At 60.5% G+C, this 26,444-nt stretch carries 25 protein-coding genes; 4 read left to right on the top strand and 21 right to left on the bottom strand.

The genetic code is table 11. The features are described 5' to 3' along the window. Positions 1-53 precede the first annotated feature (53 nt). Positions 54-674, top strand: a complete 621-nt coding sequence (locus JFT86_RS00790; RefSeq protein ID WP_201235038.1) for an energy transducer TonB — start codon at positions 54-56, stop codon at positions 672-674. A gap of 3 nt (positions 675-677) precedes the next feature. Here JFT86_RS00790 and JFT86_RS00795 read toward each other — a convergent pair whose 3' ends face one another. The 7 genes from JFT86_RS00795 to ppc all read right to left on the bottom strand — a co-directional run bounded on the left by JFT86_RS00795 (position 678) and on the right by ppc (position 8,085). Then, positions 678-1,370, bottom strand: coding sequence for an extensin family protein (locus JFT86_RS00795; protein ID WP_201235039.1), 693 nt, complete (start codon positions 1,368-1,370; stop codon positions 678-680). Between the two features lie 2 nt (positions 1,371-1,372). Then, complete coding sequence (locus JFT86_RS00800; RefSeq protein WP_201235040.1) at positions 1,373-2,209, bottom strand: isocitrate lyase/phosphoenolpyruvate mutase family protein; 837 nt, start codon at positions 2,207-2,209, stop codon at positions 1,373-1,375. 34 nt (positions 2,210-2,243) lie between these two features. Continuing rightward, positions 2,244-3,104: a DUF72 domain-containing protein gene (locus tag JFT86_RS00805; RefSeq protein ID WP_201235041.1), complete on the bottom strand. Its 861-nt coding sequence runs from the start codon at positions 3,102-3,104 to the stop codon at positions 2,244-2,246. Beyond that, positions 3,104-3,412: a hypothetical protein gene (locus tag JFT86_RS00810; RefSeq protein ID WP_201235042.1), complete on the bottom strand. Its 309-nt coding sequence runs from the start codon at positions 3,410-3,412 to the stop codon at positions 3,104-3,106. The genes JFT86_RS00805 and JFT86_RS00810 overlap by 1 nt, the downstream gene beginning before the upstream one ends. 324 nt (positions 3,413-3,736) lie before the next feature. Next, the gene (tsaB, locus tag JFT86_RS00815) at positions 3,737-4,411 is read right to left on the bottom strand and encodes a tRNA (adenosine(37)-N6)-threonylcarbamoyltransferase complex dimerization subunit type 1 TsaB (RefSeq protein ID WP_201235043.1); all 675 of its coding nucleotides are present in this window, start codon (positions 4,409-4,411) and stop codon (positions 3,737-3,739) included. A 94-nt stretch (positions 4,412-4,505) separates the two neighbouring features. Beyond that, positions 4,506-5,153, bottom strand: coding sequence for an adenylate kinase (gene adk, locus JFT86_RS00820; RefSeq protein ID WP_134176932.1), 648 nt, complete (start codon positions 5,151-5,153; stop codon positions 4,506-4,508). 301 nt (positions 5,154-5,454) lie between these two features. After that, positions 5,455-8,085, bottom strand: coding sequence for a phosphoenolpyruvate carboxylase (ppc, locus tag JFT86_RS00825; protein WP_201235044.1), 2,631 nt, complete (start codon positions 8,083-8,085; stop codon positions 5,455-5,457). A 215-nt stretch (positions 8,086-8,300) separates the two neighbouring features. Here ppc and JFT86_RS00830 point away from each other — a divergent pair, with 215 nt between their 5' ends. The 3 genes from JFT86_RS00830 to JFT86_RS00840 all read left to right on the top strand — a co-directional run bounded on the left by JFT86_RS00830 (position 8,301) and on the right by JFT86_RS00840 (position 10,272). Continuing rightward, positions 8,301-8,645: a pilin assembly protein gene (locus tag JFT86_RS00830; protein WP_201235045.1), complete on the top strand. Its 345-nt coding sequence runs from the start codon at positions 8,301-8,303 to the stop codon at positions 8,643-8,645. A 377-nt stretch (positions 8,646-9,022) separates the two neighbouring features. Further along, a complete protein-coding gene (locus JFT86_RS00835) occupies positions 9,023-9,427 on the top strand; it encodes a DUF4398 domain-containing protein (protein ID WP_103303066.1) in 405 nt (134 codons plus the stop codon). 56 nt (positions 9,428-9,483) lie between these two features. Then, a complete protein-coding gene (locus JFT86_RS00840; RefSeq protein WP_123536654.1) occupies positions 9,484-10,272 on the top strand; it encodes an OmpA family protein in 789 nt (262 codons plus the stop codon). Between the two features lie 175 nt (positions 10,273-10,447). Here the strand turns inward: JFT86_RS00840 and JFT86_RS00845 are convergent, their stop codons facing one another. The 14 genes from JFT86_RS00845 to JFT86_RS00910 all read right to left on the bottom strand — a co-directional run bounded on the left by JFT86_RS00845 (position 10,448) and on the right by JFT86_RS00910 (position 26,042). After that, positions 10,448-10,777, bottom strand: coding sequence for a hypothetical protein (locus JFT86_RS00845; protein WP_201235046.1), 330 nt, complete (start codon positions 10,775-10,777; stop codon positions 10,448-10,450). Then, entirely contained in the window at positions 10,774-11,679 is a 906-nt protein-coding gene (locus tag JFT86_RS00850; RefSeq protein ID WP_201235047.1) for an alpha/beta hydrolase, read from the bottom strand. The genes JFT86_RS00845 and JFT86_RS00850 overlap by 4 nt, the downstream gene beginning before the upstream one ends. A 151-nt stretch (positions 11,680-11,830) precedes the next feature. Next, positions 11,831-13,108: a flavohemoglobin expression-modulating QEGLA motif protein gene (locus JFT86_RS00855; RefSeq protein ID WP_201235048.1), complete on the bottom strand. Its 1,278-nt coding sequence runs from the start codon at positions 13,106-13,108 to the stop codon at positions 11,831-11,833. Positions 13,109-13,141: 33 nt separating this feature from the next. Beyond that, positions 13,142-13,696: a hypothetical protein gene (locus JFT86_RS00860; protein WP_201235049.1), complete on the bottom strand. Its 555-nt coding sequence runs from the start codon at positions 13,694-13,696 to the stop codon at positions 13,142-13,144. Positions 13,697-13,846: 150 nt separating this feature from the next. Beyond that, on the bottom strand, positions 13,847-14,560 hold the full coding sequence (locus JFT86_RS00865) for a TetR family transcriptional regulator (protein WP_201238535.1): 714 nt from the start codon (positions 14,558-14,560) through the stop codon (positions 13,847-13,849). Positions 14,561-14,665: 105 nt separating this feature from the next. Further along, positions 14,666-16,168, bottom strand: a complete 1,503-nt coding sequence (lysS, locus tag JFT86_RS00870) for a lysine--tRNA ligase (RefSeq protein ID WP_166223072.1) — start codon at positions 16,166-16,168, stop codon at positions 14,666-14,668. Positions 16,169-16,279: 111 nt separating this feature from the next. Next, positions 16,280-17,375 (bottom strand): peptide chain release factor 2 gene (gene prfB, locus JFT86_RS00875; protein WP_103485386.1). Its coding sequence is split into 2 segments (ribosomal slippage): positions 16,280-17,302 and positions 17,304-17,375, totalling 1,095 coding nucleotides; the frame shifts between segments, so codons are not numbered across the junction. 218 nt (positions 17,376-17,593) lie between these two features. Then, a complete protein-coding gene (locus tag JFT86_RS00880; RefSeq protein ID WP_201235050.1) occupies positions 17,594-18,595 on the bottom strand; it encodes a PleD family two-component system response regulator in 1,002 nt (333 codons plus the stop codon). 48 nt (positions 18,596-18,643) lie between these two features. Beyond that, the gene (locus JFT86_RS00885; protein WP_201235051.1) at positions 18,644-19,654 is read right to left on the bottom strand and encodes a chemotaxis response regulator protein-glutamate methylesterase; all 1,011 of its coding nucleotides are present in this window, start codon (positions 19,652-19,654) and stop codon (positions 18,644-18,646) included. Next, complete coding sequence (locus JFT86_RS00890; protein WP_201235052.1) at positions 19,651-21,939, bottom strand: hybrid sensor histidine kinase/response regulator; 2,289 nt, start codon at positions 21,937-21,939, stop codon at positions 19,651-19,653. Before JFT86_RS00890 ends, JFT86_RS00885 begins: the two co-directional genes overlap by 4 nt. Beyond that, entirely contained in the window at positions 21,936-22,619 is a 684-nt protein-coding gene (locus JFT86_RS00895) for a chemotaxis protein CheW (protein WP_201235053.1), read from the bottom strand. Before JFT86_RS00895 ends, JFT86_RS00890 begins: the two co-directional genes overlap by 4 nt. Then, positions 22,616-23,887, bottom strand: coding sequence for a CheR family methyltransferase (locus JFT86_RS00900; RefSeq protein ID WP_201235054.1), 1,272 nt, complete (start codon positions 23,885-23,887; stop codon positions 22,616-22,618). Before JFT86_RS00900 ends, JFT86_RS00895 begins: the two co-directional genes overlap by 4 nt. Then, entirely contained in the window at positions 23,884-24,420 is a 537-nt protein-coding gene (locus tag JFT86_RS00905; RefSeq protein WP_201235055.1) for a chemotaxis protein CheW, read from the bottom strand. Before JFT86_RS00905 ends, JFT86_RS00900 begins: the two co-directional genes overlap by 4 nt. Further along, positions 24,420-26,042, bottom strand: coding sequence for a methyl-accepting chemotaxis protein (locus JFT86_RS00910; RefSeq protein WP_201235056.1), 1,623 nt, complete (start codon positions 26,040-26,042; stop codon positions 24,420-24,422). Before JFT86_RS00910 ends, JFT86_RS00905 begins: the two co-directional genes overlap by 1 nt. Positions 26,043-26,444 lie beyond the last annotated feature (402 nt).

A 26,444-nucleotide genomic window follows, 5' to 3' on the forward strand; every position in this document is an offset into this window, starting at 1 on the left:
CCGATAACCCAATCAACGCGCATTTTGCCAGAGCTGAGCGTCAACCGAAAAAAATGTCAGGCATTCTTCCCACATCGATTGGCTACATTTCGCCCCATGGCGACTTTAGCCGTCAAAACACTCAAGCACTGAGCGGCGTCAGTCACCTGTGGCAGGATTTCTTTGCCCAGGCGCTGGCCGAACAGACGAGTGAAGTGGTGCCTGCCTGCGGCAAGTTTCCGCCGGTTGACCTGAGCAGCACTGAAGAACCGACGGTGGGCAGCGAGCTGCACGCGCACATCGTCGAGCAGCGCGAATGCAATGTCGTCGAAACCGAAGTGCGTCCGCCAGAGCCATTGTTCCTGCCGATCGCCGAGTTCGAAACGGAGCTGCTGGACAAGCCGTTCCCACCGTTCCCGCCAGAAGAAATCCAGGCTCAGCAGTCGCAGCAGGATTTCGACAGCAGTTGGGTTCGCCCGATCGTGATGAACAACGGCCAACCGATTCCGGAACCGGGTGCTGCGCCGCAAAAGCGTCCGCTGTACCTGCCGATTGCCGAATTCGACCTCGATCTGCTGCAGAAGCCTTACCCGCCATTCCCGCCGGAAGAAATCGTCGAGCAGCAGAAAGCCCTGGACTTCGACAATGGCTGGGCGCGCCCGATTGTTTTGCAGAACCTGCGCATCGCCGCCTGACCCTCAGCGACACACGCTCCAGCGCCCGACATCGACATGAAAGTGATTGCGATGGGCGGCGTTGTAATCCGGACTCAACACCACACTGAACGCCTCGCAGGCGCCATCACGGACCTTGCGTAGAAACTGCGCGTCCTGATTTTGCCTTGGCCAATCCTTGAGCACGCTGATGCTGCGGCCATCCGCCAGGCGAAAGCCGGCGATATCCAACGCATCGGCACTGGCATGACGACTGAGCGCGCCGCTTTCGCGGTTGTAGATATTGCGGCAGGCGAAGCTGCCTAGGTGATCGAGGCGCACGACTTTCTCGCCGTAAACGGACTGCGCGGCAGGTTGCAGGGAATGGCGTTCGAACATCGCGTAGGCGACCGCCAACGGGCAACTGGCGAGGAAGCTGCTGCTCAGCGCCACCTCGCCGCCCTGCACACGCAAAGCGCCGATCAATGGACACTTGGCATCCGGGCTGTCGGACTGCGGCGTCACGCGTAACGCCGAGCTGCTCAGTGCCCGGGCACACAGTTCGGGGTCGCCGCGCAAACGCATCAGTTTGTAACCGGTTAGCCAGTTGGGCGTCGCCTGCACATCCAGCGGTGCCCATGGATTCCACTCTGGCGGCACGTCCAGCCAGCCGCGCCAGACACTGACCACGGCAGCGCCCGTCATCAGCAGAACGAACAGCGCAATCCACCGCGCCATGCTCAGCCTTTGAAGAACTGGTTGGCCTTGGCGTACGGCATCGACTGCGAAGTGAAACCGAACGTGCCGGACTGTTGGATTTCTTCGGCGGCCCGGAAGAACTCACCGAACGCCGCCAGCGCCAGCGCCGAACCCGTGCTGATCCGACGCACACCCATTTCCTCGAGTTGCTGCACGGTCAGTTTCAGCCCCCCGGACATCAACACGTTGACCGGTTTAGGCGCTACCGCACGCACCACCGCGAGGACTTCTTCAGCAGTGCGCAAACCCGGCGCATATAGCACGTCGGCGCCAGCCTCGGCGAACGCCTGCAAGCGGCGGATGGTGTCGTTGATGTCGGGATTGCCGTGCAGATAGTTTTCCGCACGGGCGGTCAGCAGGAAGGGAAATGGCAGCGTGCGCACAGCGGCAACAGCAGCTTCGATACGCGCCACGGCGTGTTCGAAGCAATAGATCGGCGCGTCTGCACGACCTGTGGCGTCCTCGATCGAACCACCCACCGCGCCCGCCTCGGCCGCTCGCAGCAAACTCTTCGCGCACTCGGCCGGGTCGTCGGCGAAACCGTTTTCCAGATCCACTGCCACCGGCAGATCGGTCGCCGCAACAATTGCCCGGACGTTGGCCAAGGTGTCATCGAGGCTCAAGGCACCGTCGGCTTTGCCCTGGGAAAACGCATAACCGGCACTGGTAGTCGCCAGCGCTTGATAGCCCAGACTGGCGAGCATCTTCGCCGAGCCGGCATCCCACGGATTGGGAATAACGAAAACCCCCGGACGCTCATGCAGGGCTTTGAAGGCGTGGGCTTTACGGACTTGTTCTTGAAAGGCTGAGGCGTCCATCGGCAGGCTCCTGGGCAGGAAAAACGGGTTCGCCTCAGAGCAGGCCAAGTTGCTCCGCGGCGGGTTCTCTGTATAGCTCAGGCAGAGATGGCAGGCCAGGCAAACGTTGCATCAGTTGTGCGTGAAACCGTTGCGCCAGCTTCGCCGCCAGCAGGTTGTCGGCGGTGTGCAGGAAGATGTAAGGCGTGCGGCCCTCTTCGATCCATTCGGCGATTTTCGCCACCCACGGCATCAGGAACGTGTCGTTGGCTTCAAGCTCGGGATGGCCGATGAAACGCACTTGCGGGAACTGGGTGAACGCCGCCGGACGCGTCGGCACCCGCGGCTTTTTCGATTGTGCGTGGATCACCGAGGACTCGGTCGACAGGCAACTGAACAGCGCACGCGGATCGAGGCAGATGCGTTCAACGCCACGGTCCAGCAGCAGCCGATTAAGCAGGCGCTCGCTCTCGCCCTTGACGAAGAACTGTTCATGCCGCACTTCCACCGCCAATGGGCAGTCCAGCGCATCAATGAACGCCGCCAACTCCGGCAGCCGATGCGGCGTGAAGCTTTTCGACAGTTGCAGCCACAGCGGCGCTACACGCTCGCCGAGGGGTTTGAGCAATTGCAGAAAGGTTTCGGCGGCGGTCAGTTGATCGCGCAAGTCGCCACTGTGGCTGATGTCACCGGGAAACTTGGCGGTAAAGCGAAAATGCGCAGGCATGATTTCGGCCCAACGCTGCACGGTGGCGGGCGAAGGGCTGGCGTAGAAAGTCGTATTGCCTTCGACGGCGTTGAACACCTGGCAGTAGAGACCGAGGAAGTCGGAGGTTTTGGCGTCTGCCGGGTACAGATACTCGCGCCAGGCGTTTTCGCTCCAGGACGGGCAACCGAGGTAGTAAGGCAGATCCATCAGATGTACAGATCGAGGCCCAGCACGTCCGCATCCCAATCGACAAAACCGGCGGTACTCAGGTAGCTGGCCAGGGCCATGGCTACGCTCTTTTTCATCGCACGGTGATAAATCATGTCTTGCTGACGGGCAGGCAGATTGGCCAGGCGTTGGGCGGAGGCTTTGGCAGCGCGGGCGGCCATTTGCTCTTCAGTCGGGAATTCCAGCTCGCCGTCGATATCGTCGACGGATTCATCCAGCGCCGGATTGCCTTTGCGAGGCTTGCGCTTGATGGGGTAGGACTGAGAGGAAAGGCCGTCTATACGCATAAATTCATGCTCGGTATCGATGATGGCAATTTAGCGGCACTTGACCGACTTAGCAAACCGCCGAGTGATAACTAGAACACATAAAGCGCAAAAGGTTTAAAGCGCGGGATTGGAAACTGACGATTGGCAGAATTTGGAATAAGGCATTCACTCAAGAAAGAGCTTGTAGAGGCCTTTTGTGGTGAGGGGATTTATCCCCGACCGGCTGCGCAGCATTCGCAAATGCTGATAACGCGGTTCACCGGAAGAATGCAGAGGGAGCGCTGCGCACTCCATCGGGGATAAATCCCCTCACCACAAGTGAACGGCACACATCCGGGTGAATCAACGGGCCTTGGGGGTGGCGACTTTGTCGCGCAGGTAAACCGGTTGCGCATCATCGGCCGGAATCGACTCGCCGCGCTCCCAGGCAAAACGCGCCAGGGTCAGCAGGTCTTCTGCGTGGGGTAGCATGCCGGCGTCGGAACCGCTCAGATTGACCGCGATACGCTCGCCATAACCCCAACCGGTACCGGCGCCGAACCAATCGCCGCTGGCATCGGCCGGTAGCGCCGCGACTTCCGGCGGCAACACCGCCTCGGCACCGACGAGGCGCATCTCGCCCGCCGTCTCGCGGTAGCAACCCCAATACACTTCATCCATGCGCGCATCGATGGCGGCCGCGACCTGGCTCACGCCATGTTCACGAAAGGCCCGCTGCGCCAGCACCGCAAGATTGGACACTGGCAGCACCGGACGATCCAGCGCGAACGCCAGACCCTGCACCACACCGATAGCGATCCGCACACCGGTAAACGCGCCCGGTCCACGACCGAAGGCAATTGCATCCACTGCTTGCAGGGTGGTGCCGGCGTCGGCGAGCAGTTGCTGGATCATCGGCAACAACTTCTGCGCGTGCAGGCGCGGGATCACCTCGTAATGGCTCGTGACCTTGCCGTCATGCAGCAAAGCAACGGAGCAAGCTTCAGTCGCGGTGTCCAGGGCCAGCAAGGTACTCATCGATGTATCCAGAACAGGGTGAGGAAAAAAGTGCGTCAGTATAAACAACTACGGCCCGCAAGCGGGCCGTGGATGATGCAGCCAGTCAGACTTTTCAGCTCAGCGCTGCCAGCACCTTGGTGGTGATCGCATCAACCGAACCAACGCCTTCGATGTGGCTGTACTTCGGCTTGCCGTTGGCAGCCGAGAGCTTCTGGTAAAAATCCACCAGTGGCTTGGTCTGCGAGTGGTAGACCGACAGGCGATGACGCACGGTTTCTTCCGTGTCGTCCTTGCGCTGTACTAGCTCTTCGCCGGTGATGTCGTCTTTGCCAGCGATTTTCGGCGGGTTGTAGACGATGTGGTAAACGCGGCCGCTGGCCTCGTGCACACGACGACCGGCAATACGCTGAACGATTTCTTCGTCTTCAACGGCGATTTCAACCACGGCGTCCAGTTCGACACCGGCAGTCACCAGGGCTTCAGCCTGCGGAATGGTGCGCGGGAAGCCGTCGAACAGGAAGCCATTGGCGCAGTCAGGTTGCGCGATGCGGTCTTGCACCAGCGCGATGATCAGGTCATCCGACACCAGGCCGCCGGCATCCATGATGCTCTTGGCTTGTACGCCCAGCGGAGTACCGGCCTTGACCGCTGCACGCAGCATGTCACCGGTGGAGATTTGCGGAATGCCGAATTTTTCGGTGATGAACTTAGCCTGAGTACCTTTACCGGCCCCGGGAGCTCCCAGCAGAATGACGCGCATTAGATGTGCTCCTCAATTTTTTTATAAAAAGCTTTTACAAAACAAGGGACTCGCCACTTTGGACGAATCCTGAAAAATACGGGTCGTGGCCGCACAAACGGCCAAAGGCTGATCAAGATACACAGCAGGCTGCGCCCACACAAGACGCCAAAAGTCGGAGAAACCGACGCCCGCCGCGCCCCCGCGACAAGGTGAGCCAAGTCGCAACCCAATCATTAACTGTCGCCTGGCGGCACTTTTCCCCTGCACGCCAAGCGGCACCCGAGGTTGACTGCGGGTGCCTCGCGCCACCGCAAAAACGTTAGCCGGTATTTCGCAAACCGGCGGCAATCCCCGCCACAGACACCAGCAGCGCTTGTTCTACCGGGCTGCCCTGCTCAACATTCTGCTGCCGTGAACGGGCCAGCAATTCGGCCTGCAATAGATGCAGCGGGTCGAGGTAGGTGTTGCGCAGACGGATGAATTCCAAGGTGTCAGGGCTATGTGCCAGCAGCTGCGACTGACCAGTCAGGCCGAGCACCACCGCGCACGCCTGCGACAATAGGTCGCGTAAGTGCGCGCCCAACGGCAGCAACGCCGGCTCGACCAGACGCTGGTCATAAGACAGCGCAATATCGGCGTCAGCCTTGGCCAGCACCATTTCCAGCATGTCGATGCGCGTACGGAAGAACGGCCACTGCTCGCGCATCTGCCCAAGCAGTTCGCCCTCCCCGCGCTCCAGTGCCTTGCTCAACGCGGTTTCCCAACCGAGCCAGGCAGGTAGCATCAGGCGCGTTTGCGTCCAGCCGAAGATCCACGGAATCGCCCGCAGACTCTCGATGCCGCCCGCGCGGCGCTTGGCTGGCCGGCTGCCCAAGGGCAGCCGGCCCAACTCCTGCTCAGGCGTGGACTGGCGGAAATACTCGACGAACTGCGGATTTTCCCGCACCACCTGACGGTAAGCACTGACGCCATCGGCGGCCAATTCGTCCATCAGATGACGCCACTCGGGCGTGGGCGGCGGCGGTGGCAACAACGTCGCTTCAAGCACGGCGGCGAGGTACAGGTTGAGGTTTTGCTCGGCGATGTCCGGCAGGCCGAATTTGAAACGAATCATTTCCCCTTGCTCGGTGGTGCGGAAACGCCCCGCCACTGACCCTGGTGGCTGCGACAGAATCGCCGCGTGGGCCGGTCCACCGCCACGGCCGACAGTGCCACCGCGACCGTGGAACAACAGCAGTTCGACTTGCTGCTCGCGACAGATTTCCACCAGCCGTTCCTGCGCCCGATATTGCGCCCATGCCGCGGCGGTCGTGCCGGCGTCTTTGGCCGAGTCGGAATAACCGATCATCACTTCCTGCGGGCCCTGCAGCCGCGCCCGGTAACCCGGCAACAGCAGCAGTCGTTCGATCACCGGGCCGGCGTTGTCGAGGTCGGCGAGGGTTTCGAACAACGGCACCACGCGCATTGGCCGCAGCACACCGGCCTCTTTGAGCAGCAGTTGCACGGCGAGCACATCGGAAGCCGCGCCGGCCATGGAGATCACATAGGAACCCAGCGAGGCGCCCGGTGCAGCGGCGATTTCCTTGCAGGTGTTGAGCACTTCAGCGGTGTCGGCGGAGGGTTTGAAATGCGCCGGCAGCAGCGGGCGACGACTGGCCAACTCCCGACTCAGGAACGCAATGCGTGCGTCTTCATCCCAGTCTTCGTAGCGCCCAAGGCCGAGGTAATCAGTAATTTCAGTCATCGCCGCGCTGTGCCGCGACGAGTCCTGGCGCACATCGAGGCGCACCAGGAACAAACCGAAGGTCACCGCCCGGCGCAGGCAATCGAGCAGCGGGCCGTCGGCGATCACGCCCATGCCGCATTCGTGCAGCGAGTTGAAGCACAGCTCCAGCGGATCGAGCAGGTCGCGATTGTTGTGCAGTACATCGGTAGGCGCCGGCGTTGTCGCCGTCAACGACGCATGCGCCCAGTTGCGCGTGGCGCGCAGGCGTTCACGCAATTGCTTGAGCACTGCGCGATACGGCTCGGCGCTGTCGCCAGCCTTGGCCTTGAGGGCCTCGCTGGCCTGTTGCATCGACAGTTCGGCGGCCAGGTGATCGACATCGCGCAGGTACAGATCGGCGGCCATCCAGCGCGCCAGCAGCAACACTTCGCGAGTCACGGCAGCGGTGACATTGGGGTTGCCGTCACGGTCGCCGCCCATCCACGAAGCGAAACGAATCGGTGCCGCCTCCAACGGCAAACGCAGGCCAGTGGCGGCATGCAGCGCCTGATCAGCCTTGCGCATGTGGTTGGGGATCGCCTGCCACAGCGAATGCTCGATCACCGCAAAACCCCACTTGGCTTCGTCTACCGGAGTCGGTCGGGTGCGACGGATTTCTTCGGTGTGCCAGGCTTCGGCGATCAGCCGTTGCAAGGTGTTCTGGATCTGCTCGCGCTCGGCCGTGGTCAGGTCGCGATGATCTTGTGCGGCAAGTTGCGCGGCGATCGCGTCGTACTTCTGGATCAGCGTGCGACGCGCCACTTCGGTCGGGTGCGCGGTCAGCACCAGTTCGATTTCCAGCCGCGCCAGTTGCCGGGCCAGCGACTCGGCGCTGTGGCCTTCGTTGCGCAGGCGCGCAAGTAATTCAGGCAGGACGCGGGATTCGAACGGCGCAGGCTGCGACTCTTCGCGACGATGGATCAATTGATACTGCTCGGCGATGTTCGCCAGATTCAAAAACTGGTTGAACGCCCGCGCCACCGGAAGCAATTCGTCTTCACTCAATTGATTGAGGCTGGCGCTGAGTTCGGCGTCCATCGAGCCTCGGCGATCGGCCTTGGCGCCCTTGCGAATCTGCTCGATCTTGTCGAGAAAGTCCTCGCCGTACTGGTCTCGAATGGTGTTGCCCAACAGCTCTCCGAGCAGGTGAACATCTTCGCGCAAGCGTGCATCAATATCGGTCATCAGCAGTTCTCCAGCGGTAATCCGGGCGGCCTAGAAACGAGTGCATGACCTAGAGAGTGCCGCTCTGCGCCGCTTCTTACAAGCAGGCCGACGAAGGGACTTTAAACCTTGTGGCCGAAAGCTAGTCTCAACAGTAAGCCGCACAACGGCTTGCCGCCGGCCCCGACCGGACACTCACCAAGGCCTGCCACCCGCAGGCGCGACATGAGGTTTCTATGAAAATCCGTGAACTCGCCCAGCATTGGGAAGAAAACGCCAAGGGTCGCCTGACCGACACTGGCTACACGATTCATCTGGATGTCGAGGCTGCTGCGCGCCTGGCGGCGATTGCCGAGATGTACCCCAAACGCCACCCCGAAGAACTGCTTGGCGAACTGATCGGCGCAGCGCTTGAGGAGTTCGAAGCGAGCCTGCCATATGTGAAGGGCTCGACCGTGGTGGCGACGGATGAGGAAGGTGATCCGCTGTATGAAGACGTCGGGCCGACGCCGCGTTTTCTCGCGCTTTCGAGAAGGCATTTGCATGACCTTTCGGCCACTGCCGGCAAACAGAAACACTGACACACCACCTATCAAATTGTAGGAGTGAGCCTGCTCGCGATAGCGGTTTTTCATTCAACATTTTTGTTGCCTGATACACCGCTATCGCGAGCAGGCTCACTCCTACAAGGATCGTATTTTCAGCCAGAAAACGGGGTGTTTTCGGGTTCTGGAAACCCCGCGCGTACCACTCCACACCGCCAAAGTTCCCGCTTTAGAGCCTTGTCCATTCGGTCAAAGTTTTTTTTGGCGATAGGCCATCTTTTCTGAACTTTTGAAAAACGCCTCCGGTCGGAACCTGTAACCACGCCTGGAACGAGCGTTTCAAAAACGCGCTTTCACACGACGCTTAAGGCTCCTCGACCAGGATGGATTCAGTTGTTTTCAGGAGATGCCTAATGGAGTTGAAGACCATGAAAAACCAAACCTCGTTTACCCACCTGCGCGGTCTGAAACTGGCCGCCCTGGCAATCGGCACCAGCTTCGTACTGGCCGGTTGCGCCGGTAACCCACCGACCGAGCAGTACGCGGTGACTCAATCGGCGGTCAATAGCGCTGTCAGCGCCGGCGGTACCGAATTCGCTGCCGTCGAAATGAAGCAAGCGCAGGACAAATTGAAACAAGCCGAAATCGCCATGCACGACAAGAAGTATGACGAGGCCCGTCGCCTGTCCGAACAGGCCGAGTGGGACGCTCGCGTCGCCGAACGCAAGGCTCAGGCAGCCAAGGCCGAACTGGCTGTGAAGGATTCCCAGAAAGGTGTTCAGGAACTGCGTCAGGAAAGTCAGCGCCCAGTGCAATAAGCGCGCATCCCGACCGCAAAGCTGAAACTTTTATTGAATAGAAAGGACGACAAATTATGCGTAAGCAACTGATGATCCCCGCTCTCCTGGCTGCAAGCGTTGCCCTGGCTGCCTGCTCCACCCCGCCTAACCCTAATCTGGAACAGGCGCGCACCAACTACGCCGGGCTGCAAGCCAACCCGCAGGCGAGCAAAGTCGCGGCGCTGGAAACCAAAGACGCCAGCGATTACCTGGACAAGGCCGACAAGGCTTATCTGGATAAACAAGACGCCGCCAAGGTTGACCAACTGGCTTACCTGACCAATCAGCGCGTGGAAGTGGCCAAGCAGACCATCGCCCTGCGCACCGCTGAAAACAATCTGAAGAACGCCGCTGCCCAACGTGCTCAGGCGCGTCTGGACGCTCGCGATCAACAGATCAAGCAGCTGCAGGACAGCCTCAACGCGAAACAGACCGATCGCGGTACGCTGGTGACTTTCGGTGACGTGCTGTTCGCCACCGACCGTGCCGACCTGAAATCCAGCGGTCTGGTGAACATCAACAAACTGGCGCAATTCCTCCAGGAAAACCCGGATCGCAAAGTGATCGTCGAGGGCTACACCGACAGCACCGGTACCGCCAGCCACAACCAGTCGCTGTCCGAGCGTCGCGCCAACTCCGTGCGCACCGCGCTGGTGAAAATGGGTGTTGATCCAGCACGCATCGTCATCCAGGGCTACGGCAAGGAATACCCGGTTGCCGATAACGGCAGCGTTTCCGGCCGTGCGATGAACCGTCGTGTAGAAGTGACCATTTCCAACGACAACCAGCCAGTGATGCCACGTTCGGCTGTCAGCTCGAACTAAGCCGCACGCTGTAACGCAAAAGCCCCGCCTGACTGAGTCAGGCGGGGCTTTTTCATGCACGATCACAATTCACTTGTGGGAGCGAGCCTGCTCGCGAAAGCAGTGTCTCAGTCAACATCCATGCTGACGGTGAATGCGTATTCGCGAGCAGGCTCGCTCCCACAGTTTAATCGGGTTACTGCTCGAGTTTTTGCGGGGTCTCTTCGCCCATGCAGCGCACGGCTTTTTTCTGTGCGTTGATCAGCACGCCGGTCAGGCCTTTCTGTTCGGTGTCGAACAACACCAGCACGCCATCAATGCACTGCGCGACCTGCGGCGCCGGGTCCAGCGAGACTTTGTAGTCTTCGCCGGGAATGGTCTTGAGCATGGTGAATTCGTTGAGCAGCAACGCATCCTCGGGTTTGGCGAAGTGCAGGTAGCCGTAGTACCACAGGGCGCCGACGGTGCCGAGGATGCTGCAGATACCGGTGATGATCAGCGGGATGGCGTTACGTTCTTCACTCATTGCGGACTCTCATCTTCAGAATTCGGGGGTTGCGGGTAATTGGGGATTTCGCCCAAGCGGCGCAGGCCGTTGAAATGCTCGGGATCGTCGAGGTAGCGCAGCATCACCTGACGCCACACCGGGTCGCCGAAGGTCTGCACATGACCGCCACGGGTCAGTTGCAGCACGCGCGGTGGCGGCGCAGCTTGATACAAGCGGATACCGTTGGAAAGCGGCACCAGCGGATCGTCGATGCTGTGGAAAATCAGTTTCGGTACGCCATTGAGCTGCGGCATCGAGTTGATCGCACTGTCACCATCCGGTACCAGCCACGACAGCGGCACCTGGAATGGCCAGGTCAACCAGGACGTACTGAGCGCATATTGGCCGACGCTGCGATAACTGGCGGGTACGCCGTCGAGCACCAGGGCTTTGAGTTGCTTCTGCCGCTCTGGATGCTGCACCAGCCAATGCACGGCCATCGAGCCTCCGAGGCTCTGGCCGAGCAGGATCAGCGGCTTGCCTTTGACCTCAGGGGCCTTGTCGAGCCAGGCGAATGCGGCGTCGATGTCCTGATAGATCGCCGGCAGGCTCGGTTCACCTTCGGACAAGCCATAACCGCGATAGTCCACCAGCAACACTTGGTAGCCGTTTTTCGGCAGCCACCAACTGCCACCCAAGTGCATCGGCAAATTACCGCCGTTGCCGTGCAGGTGCAGGACGGTGCCTTTGACCTCGACACCCGGTTTGGCCGGTAGCCACCAGGCGTTGAGCTTCAAGCCGTCCGCCGTTATCAGCGTAACGGTGCGGTATTCGAGTTTGGCTTTTTCCGGTGTGAAGATTTGACCGGGCTCGGGGTAGAACAACAACGAACTGCAACCGCTGAGGGTCAGGAGCAGGCAGAAGATGCCGAGGATTCTCATCCGGTGAAACCTCGCAAAAATTCAGGTTGGAATTCAGAACAAACCTGTAGGAGTGAGCCTGCTCGCGATAGCGGTGTGTCAGTCGATATACATGTTGATTGACACACCGCTATCGCGAGCAGGCTCACTCCTACAGGGGATTTATTGTGATCTAGAGGATGTTGGAATAGTCCGCTTCGATCCGGTCCAGGCTCAAATGGTTGAGGAAGTTGGAGAAGCACATCCACGCCGACAGCGCGTTCAAGTCGCGGAACTGGTCCGGCAAATACTTCGGCGGCACCACCAGCCCCTCATCGACCAATTGGCGCAGGGTACGCATGTCCTCAAGCGTGGTCTTGCCACAGAACAACAGCGGAATCTGTTCAAGCTTGCCTTTACGCACGGCCAACTGAATGTAGTTGTAAACCATGATAAAGCCCTTGAGGTAGGACAAGTCTTTGGTGAATGGCAGACCGGTCGGCGTCGATCCACGGAAAACCCGACTGGCGTTGCCGTAGCTTTCCGCCATTTCGAAACCCTGCTCGCGGAAGAACTCGAACACCTGCAGGAAGTCCGCGCCCTCCTCGACCATATGAATGGCGCGGGTACGGTTGGTCAGTTTGCGCAGGCGGCTCGGATAGGAGGCGAAGGTGATGATTTCCATGAGGATCGCCAAACCTTCCTGCGTCACCGTCGACGAGGGCGGGCCTTTGGACAGGAAAGTGCAGATCGGCTGGTTCAAACCGTTGAGCGTGGTGCCGACGTGCACCAGGCCTTCGTGAACTTCCAGTGCGCGCACGTCGCGGTCGTTGAACATCGCGTCGGTGCGAATCTTGATGTAATCGGCGCCCGCCGCCGCGTCGGCAACGATGCCGTCGGACTCGAACACGCGGATCGTTTCCTCAGCCTCGCCAAACACCTTGTTCAAGCGCGTTTGCAGCAGGTGCACGGCATCTTTGGCGGTGAGAATTTTTGGCTCGTCCTTCAGGTCGCCACGGCCATCGATGTTGTTCAAATAGTCGGACATCATCAGGCCGAGGTCGGCCAGGGTCGGATCACCGGCGTGAAACGCGTCGGACGCGGCGCCGTACAGCTCTTGCGAGATCAGGCCGAAATCCTCGGTGCCGCGCGCTTCGAGCATGCGCACGACCATGCGGTACTCCTTGCACATACGCCGCATGATCTGCCCGACCGGGTTGAACTGGCCGAGCTGGCGGGTGATGTCGCGCTCGATGTTCTGGAACTCCAGTTTGACCTTGCTCGAATCGAACGACAGCGGCCGATTGAGGTAGTAGTCACGATCCACCGCCGGCATTTCCTTGCCCTTGGCCTTGAGGAAACCCTTGCGGATGTTCTCGTCCCATTTGACGGCATCGAGGACGCGGATCGGCGTCTGCGCCAGCACGATGCGATCAGACAATATGCGTATCGACTGCTGGTAATCGTCCACCCGAAACTCCTGTAGAAAACCTGACGTACTGAATTATTTGGCGCGAGCCTGGCGCTGATAGCGCGCCGCTTCGACGAAAACATCGGAATTGGCTGGATCATCGAGGTAAGCAAAGACCTTGTCGAGGCTGCTGTCGACCGCCACGCCGTCGCCATCGTCGGTCTGGAAGGCCTGACCGTCGAGGGCTTTTTGCTTGATCGCTTGATTGATCTGCTCGAGATCGAGGTTGTACACCACCAGTTCGTGTTTGTCGGTGAGTTCGAATCCGGCAATGGTGTAGTGGCCGCCGTAGCGTGCTGGCACTTTCGCTGACAGATACCAGCGGCTGCCATGGTGCGACACGGTGAACGGATAGGCTTCGCGTTCGCGGGGTTTGGCCCTGAACCAGGTGACGGCCTGATAGCGGTCGTGACCCAGCCGCGTCAGCTCAAGGTTCATCGGCTCGCCCCAGGCATTGGTGCTCGACCATTTGCCGAGCAAGCCCTTGGGCGCCGGATCACTGGCAGGCAGCGGCTCCTTGAAGGTCACCAGACAGCCACTGAGCAGCAGGAACGACAAGGCGATCAGCACGCCACGCCAGGCTTTCATTCAACACTCCCTATGAACACACCTTGCCCTAATGGTGATCGCGTTTCTCTGTAGGAGTGAGCCTGCTCGCGATAGCGGATTTGCATTCAACATTTTAGTTGTCTGATACACCGCAATCGCGAGCAGGCTCACTCCCACATGGGCATTGCGTCACACCGACGCGAGCACCAGGTGCATGTATCGCGTCAGAATGCCGAGCATGTCCTGTTCGGCCAAAGGCTCGGCGTCGTTGAGCAGGCCCTGATATTCCATCCGTCCGATAATCGCCGTCAACACCTTGGCATCCTGCTGCGGTTCACGCGAGCCCAATACCTGGAACAACTGGCAAGTGCCCTGCAACAGAATCTGCTGATGGGAACGCACCAGAATCGCCAGACGCGGGTTGAGCAGCGCCTCCTGGCGGAAGGCCTGTTCGGCCATCAGATGCTCGCGACGATTGACCAGTTGCCGATGCACGTAATCGGCCATCAACCGCGCAATGTCGTCCGCCAGTTGCGAGCGCGACTCGGGGCTGCCGTCACCGCTGACCACCATTTCACGCAACAGGCCTTCGTTGTTGACCCACAGCTTGGCCATGTAGGCCGCGCTGCGCTCGACATACTGAGCGAAGGTATCCGTGAGCAGGTCATCGATGTCCTTGAAGTAATACGTGGTCGCCGACAGCGGCACACCGGCCTCGGCGGCCACTGCGCGGTGACGCACGGCGCGCACACCGTCACGCACAACGATGCGCATCGCCGCATCGAGAATGTCCTGGCGACGCTGTTCGCTGCCCTGTCGGCTGGCCTTGCGGCCCTGGTACTGAACACTTTCAGCGACCGCAGTGGCGATACCCGCTGCACCTTCTTGAGCGATTGCAACCATCACGACAGGACTTCCTCTGCTATTTCAAAAGTAACCAATTGATACATTTGTACCAGACAGGCAATAAAAAGCCGCCTGTTTTAGGCGGCTTTTTAACTGAAACGTTTACGCTTGCGGTCGCATGTGCGGGAACAGGATCACATCGCGGATCGACGGCGAGTTGGTCAACAACATCACCAGACGGTCGATGCCGATACCTTCACCGGCCGTTGGCGGCATGCCGTACTCCAGCGCGCGCACGAAGTCGGCGTCGTAGTGCATGGCTTCGTCGTCGCCGGCGTCCTTGTCGGCCACCTGCGCCATGAAGCGCTCGGCCTGGTCTTCCGCGTCGTTCAGCTCGGAGTAGGCGTTGGCGATTTCACGGCCGCCGATGAACAGCTCGAAGCGGTCGGTGACGTTCGGGTTGTCGTCGTTGCGACGAGCCAGCGGCGACACTTCGAACGGGTACTGAGTAATGAAGTGCGGCTGTTCCAGCTTGTGCTCGACCAGTTCTTCGAAAATCATCACCTGCAGCTTACCCAGACCTTCGAAGCCCAGCACCTTGGCGCCGGCCTTCTTGGCGATGGCGCGCGCCTTGTCGATGTCGTTCAGGTCATCGGCGGTCAGCTCAGGGTTGTACTTGAGGATCGAGTCGAATACCGACAGACGCACGAACGGCTCGCCGAAGTGGAACACCTTGTCGCCGTACGGCACGTCGGTGCTGCCCAGAACCAGCTGCGCCAGCTCGCGGAACAGTTCTTCGGTCAGGTCCATGTTGTCTTCGTAGTCGGCGTAAGCCTGGTAGAACTCCAACATGGTGAATTCAGGGTTGTGACGAGTCGAAACGCCTTCGTTACGGAAGTTGCGGTTGATCTCGAAAACCTTTTCAAAACCACCGACCACCAGACGCTTCAGATACAGCTCAGGCGCGATACGCAGGAACATTTCCATGTCCAGCGCGTTGTGGTGGGTTTCGAACGGCTTGGCTGCGGCGCCGCCCGGGATGGTCTGCAGCATCGGCGTTTCGACTTCGAGGAAGTCGCGCTTCATCAGGAAGCTGCGGATGTGCGCGATCACTTGCGAGCGCACGCGGAACGTCTGGCGCACTTCTTCGTTGACGATCAGGTCAACGTAACGCTGACGGTAGCGCTGTTCGGTGTCGGTCAGGCCGTGGTGTTTGTCCGGCAGTGGGCGCAGCGACTTGGTCAGCAGGCGCACTTCGGTCATTTCAACGTACAGGTCGCCCTTGCCGGAACGGGCCAGGGTGCCGACGGCGGCAATAATGTCGCCCATGTCCCAGGTTTTCACCGCGGCCAGGGTGTCTTCGGACAGGGTCTTACGGTTGACGTAGACCTGAATGCGGCCGGTCATGTCCTGAATCACCATGAACGAGCCACGGTTGAGCATGATGCGACCGGCAACCTTGACCGGAATTGCAGCCTCTGCCAGCTCTTCCTTGGTCTTGTCCGCGTATTTCTTCTGCAGTTCTTCGCAGTAGTTTTCGCGGCGGAAGTCGTTCGGGAAGGCATTGCCCTTGGCGCGCTCGGCAGCAAGCTTTTCCTTGCGCAGGGCGATCAGGGAGTTTTCTTCCTGTTGCAGGGCTTGCGGATCGAGTTGTTGGTCGCTCATGTCTTTAAATTTTCCATCACAGGTTCGTTGCCCCCAGCCTGCGGCTGGGGATCGCGGGCAGGCCCACTCCTGCAGGGATCGTGTTGAATCAGCGATCCTGCAGCTTATTTCTTACAGCCCCGATTTCAGGCTGGCTTCCAGGTATTCGTCGATGTCGCCATCGAGCACCTTGTCGCAGTCGCTGCGTTCGATGTTGGTCCGCAGGTCCTTGATGCGCGAGGCGTCGAGAACGTAAGAGCGGATCTGGTGACCCCAGCCGATGTCGGACTTGGTGTCTTCCAGCGCCTGGGACGCCGCGTTGCGTTTCTGCATTTCCTGCTCGTACAACTTGGCCCGCAGCATTTTCATGGCGGTGTCCTTGTTGGCGTGCTGGGAACGTTCGTTCTGGCAGCTGACCACGGTGTTGGTCGGTACGTGAGTGATACGTACGGCCGAGTCGGTGGTGTTTACGTGCTGACCACCGGCACCGGAGGAACGATAGGTGTCGATCCGCAGGTCTGCCGGGTTGATTTCGATTTCCACCTTGTCGTCGATCTCTGGCGAGACGAAAACCGCGGAGAAAGAAGTATGGCGACGGTTGCCGGAGTCGAACGGGCTCTTGCGCACCAGACGGTGCACGCCGATTTCGGTCCGCAGCCAGCCAAAGGCGTATTCGCCCTTGATGTGCACGGTCGCGCCTTTGATACCGGCGACTTCACCGGCCGACAGTTCCATGATGGTCGCGTCGAAACCGCGTTTGTCGGCCCAGCGCAGGTACATGCGCAGCAGGATGTTGGCCCAGTCCTGGGCCTCGGTGCCGCCGGAACCGGCCTGGATGTCCAGGTAGGCGTTGTTCGGGTCCATTTCATGGCTGAACATGCGGCGGAATTCGAGCTTGGCGAGGTTTTCCTCGAGACGGGCCAGCTCGGCGACAACATCGCCCACTGCGCCTTCGTCGTTTTCTTCGACGGCCATGTCCAGCAGGTCACGGCAATCGGCCAGACCGCCGTTCAGTTCGTCGAGGGTATCGACGATCTGCGCCAGCGCCGAGCGCTCGCGGCCCAGTTCCTGGGCGTATTCAGGTTTGTTCCAGACACTCGGATCTTCAAGCTCGCGATTGACTTCAGTCAGACGCTCATGCTTTTGATCGTAGTCAAAGATACCCCCGAATAGTTTCGGAGCGCTCGGACAGGTCCTTGATGGTGTTCAGGATCGGGTTGATTTCCATGACGGGCAGCACTCGTTGGCGAACTTTTGAAAGCCGGCGAGTATAACGTAATCAAGCTGTGACGGCAGCCCGTCTGGCGGCTGTCGGGGCGAATCACTTGACAGTGATCCTGCGTATTTCAACTGTAGGAGTGAGCCTGCTCGCGATTACGGTGTGTCAGACACCAAAGATGTTGAATGAGAGATCGAATCGCGAGCAGGCTCACTCCTACAGGAGATCTATTCGATACCGACCTGATTGCGCCCATTGTTCTTCGCCAGATATAAGCCGCGATCCGCCGCCGAGATCAGCAGCCGGCAATCGCTGCCCGACTGCGGCACCATGGTCGCCAGACCGATGCTGATGGTCAGGCTCGCCCCTTCGGCAGGCGTATTGTGCGGAATTTTCAGCGACGCCACGGTCTGGCGCAGTTTCTCCGCCACCAGCCGAGCACCGCCCGGCGAGGTGTTCGGCAGCACCAGGGCAAACTCCTCACCGCCGTAACGCGCCGGCAAATCCGACGGTCGAGCGCTGGCATCGCGGATTGCCGTAGCAACCTTGCGCAGCGCCTCGTCGCCTTCGACATGGCCGAAGGTGTCGTTGTAGGACTTGAAGTAATCGACATCGATCATCAGCAACGACAACTGGCTCTGATCACGCAGCGAACGGCGCCATTCCAGTTCCAGGTACTCGTCGAAGTGACGGCGGTTGGACAGCCCGGTCAGGCCATCGGAGTTCATCAGGCGTTGCAGTACCAGGTTGGTGTCGAGCAACTGCTGCTGACTGACCCGCAACGCACGATACGCCGCGTCGCGTTGCAGCAAGGTCATGTAGGAGCGCGAGTGATAGCGGATGCGCGCCACCAGTTCGATGGTGTCCGGCAGTTTCACCAGATAATCGTTGGCGCCTGCGGAAAACGCCGCGCTCTTGATCAGCGGGTCTTCCTTGGTCGACAGGACGATGATCGGGATGTCTTTGGTGGCCGGGTGATTGCGGTATTCGCGCACCAGGCTCAGGCCGTCGAGGCCGGGCATCACCAGATCCTGCAGGATTACCGTCGGCTTGATCCGCACGGCTTGCGCGATGGCTTGATGCGGGTCGGAGCAGAAGTGAAAGTCGATGTTCTCTTCGTTCGACAGCCCACGGCGGACGGCTTCGCCAATCATCGCCTGATCGTCCACCAACAACACCATGGCGGCGTTTTCGTCGGTTTTAATGTCGTCGATCTGTAAGTCATTCATGGGCGGTCACCTGAGTACTGCGGGGGCCAGGATTGCGGATAAATCGGCTCATTTGGGGAAAATCTCCAGCAATCGCGGCGCTATCTTTTCCAGTGGGCGAATTTCTACGGCGGCATCAATGGCCGCGGCGGCCTTGGGCATGCCGTACACCGCACTGCTGTGCTGATCCTGCGCGATGGTCAGATAACCCTGTTGGCGCATGAGCTTAAGCCCTTGCGCCCCGTCGCGTCCCATCCCGGTCAGTAAAACCCCGACCGCATCACCATTCCAGTAACTGGCAACGCTCTCGAAAAACACGTCGATGGAGGGTCGATAGATCTCGTTGACCGGTTCGGCGGTGTAGGCCAGCGTGCCGTTTTTCAATAAACGAATATGGTGGTTGGTGCCGGCCAACAGCACTGCACCGGCTTGCGGCGGCTCGCCTTCGCGGGCGAGGCGCACGTCCAGTCCGCTGGCGCTGGCCAGCCATTCGGCCATGCCGGCAGCAAACACCTGATCCACATGCTGCACCAGCACAATGGCGGCGGAAAAGTTGCGCGGCAAGCCCTTGAGCAACACTTCCAGTGCCGCTGGCCCGCCCGCTGAGGAACCGATTGCCACCAGCCGCTTGCACGAGCCCGAACTGCGCTGGGCAGTCGGTGCCGGCCGCGAGCGCGGCGCTTTGTCGCCGATCAACCAGCCAATATTGAGGATCTTGCGCAGCAAGGGCGCGGCAGCTTCCTGCGCATTACCGGCGCCGAGGGCCGGGGTGTCGACCACGTCCAGCGCGCCGTGGCCCATGGCCTCGAAGACGCGGTGCACGTTCTGCTGGCGATCTACCGTGACAATGACGATCGCGCACGGGGTCTCGGCCATGATGCGGCGGGTGGCTTCGACGCCATCCATCACCGGCATGATCAAATCCATCAGGATCAGATCCGGGGTATTTTCCGCGCATAGCTGCACTGCCTCGGCGCCATTTTTCGCGACCCAGACCACCTGATGCGCCGGCTCGAATGCCAGCGCCCGGCGCAACGCCTCCACCGCCATGGGCATGTCGTTGACGATTGCGATCTTCATGCCCGCGCTCCTCCGATGAGCTCAACCACTGCGTCGAGCAGGGCGTCGTCATGAAAACTGGCTTTGGCTAAATAATAGTCGGCGCCGGCGTCCAGTCCACGGCGGCGATCCTCTTCGCGGTCCTTGTACGAGACGACCATCACCGGCAGCGATTGCAGACGGTTGTCGCGACGCAACAGCGTGACCAGTTCGATGCCGTCCATGCGCGGCATGTCGATGTCGGTGATGAGCAAATCGAAGTCCTCCGAACGCAGTGCGTTCCAGCCGTCCATGCCATCCACCGCGACAGCCACGTCATAGCCGCGATTGAGCAGCAACTTGCGTTGCAGTTCGCGCACAGTCAGTGAGTCGTCGACCACCAGCACGCGCTTGCGCGCCGCTTCTGCGGCCTGATTACCGTGGCGGGCGATGCGCTCCAGGCGGCCGGTATTGAGCAGTTTGTCCACCGAACGCAGCATGTCCTCGACATCCACGATCAGCACCACCGAACCGTCATCGAGCAAGGCACCGGCAGAGATGTCCTGCACTTTGCCCAGACGCTCGTCCAGAGGCAATACCACCAGCGTGCGCTCGCCAATGAAGCGTTCAACCGCCACACCGTAAATCGCGTCGCGCTCGCGGATCACCACGACTTTGAGGGTTTCGCCACTGTTCTGGCTGGCTGGACGGTTAAGCAACTGGCTGGCCGCGACCAGACCGACATGCTGGCCTTCATGCCAGAAATGCTGACGACCTTCGACTTGTACAATGTCGTCCGGGGCCAGATCACACATGCGTTCGATGTGCGCCAGCGGGAAGGCATAGGCCTCTTCGCCGACTTCCACCACCAGACTGCGCACCACCGACAGGGTCAGCGGTACTTCGAGGTGAAAGCGACTGCCCTCGCCCGCCGTCTGCTCCAGCACCACGGCGCCGCGCAATTGCCGAACCATGTGCTGAACAGCATCAAGCCCGACGCCTCGCCCGGACACTTCGGTGACGGTGTCGCGCAAGCTGAATCCTGGCAGAAACAGGAACGTCAGCAGCTCTTCTTCGCTCAACTGCGCGGCAGTCTCCGCCGGGGATAATTGACGTTCGATGATGCTGCGGCGGACCTTTTCCAGATCGACGCCGTTGCCATCGTCGCTCAATTCCAGCACCAGCAACCCAGCCTGGTGCGAGGCGCGCAGGCGGATCAGGCCTTCCTCGGATTTGCCCTTGAGCAAACGTTGTTCCGGCGTTTCGATGCCGTGATCGACCGCGTTGCGCAACAAATGCGTGAGCGGCGCTTCGAGTTTTTCCAGCACATCGCGGTCGACCTGGGTTTTCTCGCCCTCGATCTCCAGCCGCACCTGCTTGCCGAGGCTGCGCCCCAGGTCGCGCACCATGCGCGTCTGACCGCTGAGCACGTCGGCAAATGGCCGCATGCGACAGGCCAACGCGGTGTCGTAGAGCACTTGTGCGCGCTGGCTGGCCTGCCAGGCGAACTCATCGAGTTCGGCGTTCTTTTCTGCCAGCAGTTGCTGGGATTCGGCGAGCAGACGCCGCGCATCTTCCAACGCTTCCAGGGCCTCAAGGCTCAACGCGTGCTCCTTGAGATGCACGTTGAGATTTTCCAGCGCGCGCAGCCCGTTGTTCTGCATGCGCTTGAGGCGCTGCATGGTCGCCAGATGCGGTTTCAGGCGCTGGGTTTCCACCAGCGACTTGCTCGACAGATCGAGCAGGCTGTTCAAGCGTTCGGCGGTGACGCGCAATACGCGCTCGCCACCTTCGGTGGTGCGTTTGTTCTTGCGTGGCGTCGGTTCCGACACCTCGACAGGGATTTCCACTGAAGGCGCGGGCGGCGCTTCGACTCGTGGCGGCGGTTCAAGCTGCAATTCGGCCATGACCGGAGCAGCGACCGGGGCGACCGGGGCCGAAGGATCGAGCAACTGCCCCATCAACGCGACATACGCCTCGATGTCTGACGTTTGCGGCGCATTGGCCGGTGTCGCGATGCGCATCAGCAGGTCGGTGCCCTGCAACAACGCGTCGATGTGTTCAGGGCGCAGCAGCAAGCGCCCTTCCTGCGCGCTGACCAGACAGTCCTCCATCACATGCGCGACACTGACGCCGCTGTCGATACCGACGATCCGCGCCGCGCCCTTGAGCGAGTGCGCCGCACGCATGCACGACTCCAGATGATCGGCCTGGGTCGGATTACGCTCCAGCGCCAGCAGCCCGGCACTGAGCACTTGAGTCTGAGCTTCGGCTTCGAGGCTGAACAGCTCGAGCAGGGAGGCGTCGCGCATTTGCTCGGGGGTCATGTGAGGCTCCGGGTCACGGCGAACAGCAGCTGTTCTTCATCCAGCCAACGCAGACTGCGACCCCGATATTGCAGGACGCCACGGGTGTATTTGGCGTTGGCCTGCGCGCCGGAACGTGAGGCGGCGTCGAGAATTCGTTCATCGATGGCATGGATGCCGTCAACCTCATCCACCGGCACCACGACCGGCCCGCCATCGGCGGCAATGATCAGCATGCGCGGCATGATCCGCGCGCCGTTGGCCGGAGCCGAGTTGCCGTCCAGATCCAGCAGTTCGACCAGCGACAGACACGCCACCAACGCACCGCGAACATTCGCCACACCGAGCAAGGCGCGTGAGCGCTGGTGCGGCAAAGAATGAATAGCCTGCATCTGCGCGACTTCAACCAGGCTGCGAGTCGCCAGCCCCAGCCATTCTTCGCCGAGACGAAACATCAGCAGCGAACGGGTCTTCAAATCGGGTTCAACCGCCGTCGCCACCGGATCGCGCTCGTCCTGCTGCAGGGCGTAGCGATCAAGCAGGCGCGTGGCGGCGGCGGAATACACCGAACAGTTACGGCAATGAATATGTTCTTCCAGCAGCGGGCACGACTTGTCGCCGTGGATGCCGATGCGGTTCCAGCAGTCATCGATGGCCCGGGCGTCTTCGTGGGTGACGTTCAAAGTGTCGGACGCGATCATCGTTTACGCTCACTGTCGGCGGTACGGCCGCTGCGGGCGGCGCGTTCCTGCAATCGTCTGGCACCGGCGCTGTCACCCTGGGCCTGCAACAAGGCGGCCAGGTGCATCAGCGCTTCGGGGTGTTGCGGTTCGAGGTACAAAGCCTTGCGGTAATAACCCTGGGCTTCGAGGGCCAGGCCTGCGACATCGCTGAGCAGGCCGAGCCAGTAAAACACCTGCGCCACCGGTTCATGGCTGCGCAAATATTGTTCGCACGCGGCGCGGGCCTCGGCGCTTTTGCCTTCGTTGGCCAGTGCGGCGATGTTGGCCAACAGCGTGGCCGCGTCGGGATTTGCGCTTTTGCTGGTCGCCGGCATCGACGTCACGGAGGCAAAGGGTCGATTGCGCACGGGCGGCGGCGGTGTGCTGCGCACCGGTTGGCGTACCGGCAATGGCACGGGCGCGGGAATGGGCACCGGCTCGGGTTGCGGCTCGCTGTGGCGACTGAAGGCAAACGACTGCGGGATACCAATCGAGCGCATGCCCAGACGCCCGAGCAGACTGCCCTCGGCAGGGCCGATAAACAGCACGCCGTCGACATGCGTCAGGCGCTTGAGCACTTCGAAGACTTGCTTCTGGGTCGGCTGATCGAAATAGATCAGCAGGTTGCGGCAGAACACGAAATCGAAGGCTGAGTCGTTGGCCAACAGCGTCGGATCGAGCACATTGCCGACCTGCAAGCGCACCTGCTCGCGGACGATTTCGTTGACCCGATGGCGGTCCTGCTCTGGGGTGAAATGCCGCTCGCGGTAGTCCAGATCCTGGCCGCGAAACGAATTCTTGCCGTACAACGCACGCCGCGCTTTCTCCACTGATAGCGGGCTGACGTCCATGCCGTCGACTTTGAACTGATGCGGTTTGAGCCCGGCATCGAGCAGGGCCATGGCAATCGAATAGGGTTCTTCACCGGTCGAACACGGCAGACTGAGGATGCGCAGCGCGCGCATATTGTTCAGTTCGCCCAGACGTTTGCGCGCCAGTTTGCCCAGCGTGGCGAAGGATTCCGGATAACGGAAAAACCAGGTTTCGGGGACGATCACCGCTTCGATCAGCGCCTGCTGCTCGTCCCGCGAGCCTTGCAGCAACTGCCAATACTCATCGGCATGCGCCGCTTGCGAGAGCGTCGTGCGCTGGCGTACGGCCCGCTCGATGATCGCCGGACCGACCGAGGTGACGTCGAGGCCGATACGCTCCTTGAGGAAATCGAAAAAGCGCTGATCGCTGTTCATGACTGCGCCTCAAGCTGCGCCGGATCACGAGGCGGATTGGGGAACAGCAAGGTGCGCACCGAATCATCCAGCAAATCATTGACCCGCACCCATTGCACCAGTCCCTGCGCATCCTCGCGCACCGGGCCGAGGTAAGGCGCCTCGCGGTTGTCGAGGCCGTAAGGCTGAAACTCGTGCGGATGGCAGCGCAGGGTGTCGGTGGCCTGTTCAAGGATCAGTCCGAGCCATTGCGCCGGCTGCGCTTCGTCCGGTCGGTAGCGCACCAACACCAATCGCGTACTGGTGCGCGCCTCGGCAGACTGGCCGAACGTCAGCGCACTCAGGTCGATCACCGGCACTACTGCGCCGCGATAGGCGAACACCCCGGCGACCCATTGCGGCGCCCGCGCGATCGGCTTCAACGGCAGACGCGGCAAGACTTCTGCAACCTCAGTGGCACGCAAGGCGTAACGCTCGCTGCCGATGCGAAACAGCAGGAACAACGCCGGCTTCACCACGTGCGCGGCGCTGCGTTTGGCGATGATTTCGCTCATCAGACTTTGAATCGCGAAACGCCGCTGCGCAGCCCGACGGCCACCTGGCTCAGTTCATCGATGGCGAAACTGGCCTGACGCAACGACTCGACAGTCTGGCTGCTGGCATCGCCCAACTGCACCAGCGCATGGTTGATCTGCTCGGCGCCAGTGGCCTGGGCCTGCATGCCTTCGTTGACCATCAACACCCGCGGCGCCAGCGCCTGCACCTGGTGGATGATCTGCGACAGTTGCTCACCGACTTGCTGCACTTCAGACATGCCACGGCGCACTTCTTCAGAGAACTTGTCCATACCCATCACGCCAGCGGATACCGCCGACTGGATCTCGCGAACCATTTGTTCGATGTCATACGTGGCGACGGCGGTCTGATCCGCCAGCCGGCGCACTTCGGTGGCGACCACGGCAAAACCGCGGCCGTACTCGCCGGCCTTTTCGGCTTCAATCGCCGCGTTGAGCGAGAGCAGGTTGGTCTGGTCGGCGACCTTGACGATGGTCACCACCACCTGATTGATGTTGCCGGCCTTCTCGTTGAGGATCGCCAGTTTGGCGTTGACCAGATCCGCCGCGCCCATCACCGAATGCATGGTGTCTTCCATTCGCGCCAGGCCCTGCTGGCCGGAACCGGCAAGTACCGAGGCCTGATCGGCAGCAGTCGATACTTCGGTCATGGTGCGCACCAGATCCCGCGAGGTGGCGGCGATCTCACGGGACGTCGCGCCGATTTCCGTGGTGGTCGCGGCGGTTTCGGTGGCAGTGGCTTGCTGTTGCTTGGAGGTGGCGGCGATCTCGGTCACCGAGGTGGTCACCTGCACCGAAGAGCGCTGCGCCTGGGACACCAGCGAAGTCAGCTCGGTCATCATGTCGTTGAAGCCGGTTTCCACTGCGCCGAATTCGTCTTTGCGGTCGAGGTTCAGGCGCGTGCTGAGGTCACCGGTGCGCATGGTTTCGAGAATCCGCACGATCAGATTCATCGGCGCCATGATCGCGCGCATCAGCAGGAAGCCACAGGCTGCCGCGGCCAGCACCGCCACCAGCAGGGAAATCCCCATGCTGACTTTCGCCGCTGCCACTGCATCGTCGATGTTGTTCATGGCTTCATCGGCGACGGCTTTGTTCTCGCGAATGATGTCGTTGAGTTTCATCCGGCCTGCAGTCCAGGCCGGGGTCAGCTGTTCGTTGAACAACTTCGCCGCTTCATCATCAAGGTTGCGCTGGTGCAGATCGAGCACCTGTGCCTGAATCTTGTTGTAGTTCAGGACGTCTTCTTTAAACACGCCGAACTCGGTCTTGTCCTGCTCGGTAGTCACGGTGGTTTGATAATTGCCCATCTGCTCAGCAAGACGCGCTTCAAAGGACTTGAAGTCAGCAGCATCTTCGGCGCTGATGCCCTGGCCCTTTTTCAGGCCGAGCAATTCCTGGGTTTGCAGATAACTGTCGACCCAGGCGCTACGGATCATCGAGCTGAAATACACGCCAGGCACTGCGTCCTGGCGCACGCTCTGTTCACCGGCCTCGATCTTCAGCAGCCGCGAATACGACACGACCACCATCAGCAACATGATGGCGATAATCACCGCAAAGCTCGCCAAAATGCGTTGGCGCAACGTCCAGTTCTTCACAGTGATTCCTCGTGCCTAAGTCGAAATGCGGGGAGTATAGCCGAGGGCGGTGTTTCATTTATAAGACGCTTTATAACCCTCAAGCCTGCCTGGGCTGTTTTTGCCGGGAGGCTCTGGGGTGGGACTGTCCGTCAATCCGGGGCTAGCGTGCCAGTGACGGAATGAAAAAAGGAGGCGATGGATCGGTCATTTGTGATCGGGCAATGGCGGCAAAGAGCCATGATGCGCAAGAAGTTGCGCACTTGTTTTCGATTTTCAGCCCTCAACTTCGCTACAGCCCTTACGCCACAAGGCCTGTAGCCAAGTGCGCAAGAAGTTGCGCAGTACTGCGCAACTTCTTGCGCACTTTTACCCTGAATCCCCGGTGAAAAATCCCACAAAGCGCAGACCAGAGTGGTTTCA

It is taken from the genome of Pseudomonas sp. TH06, from assembly GCF_016651305.1.
In the GTDB taxonomy this organism is placed as follows: domain Bacteria; phylum Pseudomonadota; class Gammaproteobacteria; order Pseudomonadales; family Pseudomonadaceae; genus Aquipseudomonas.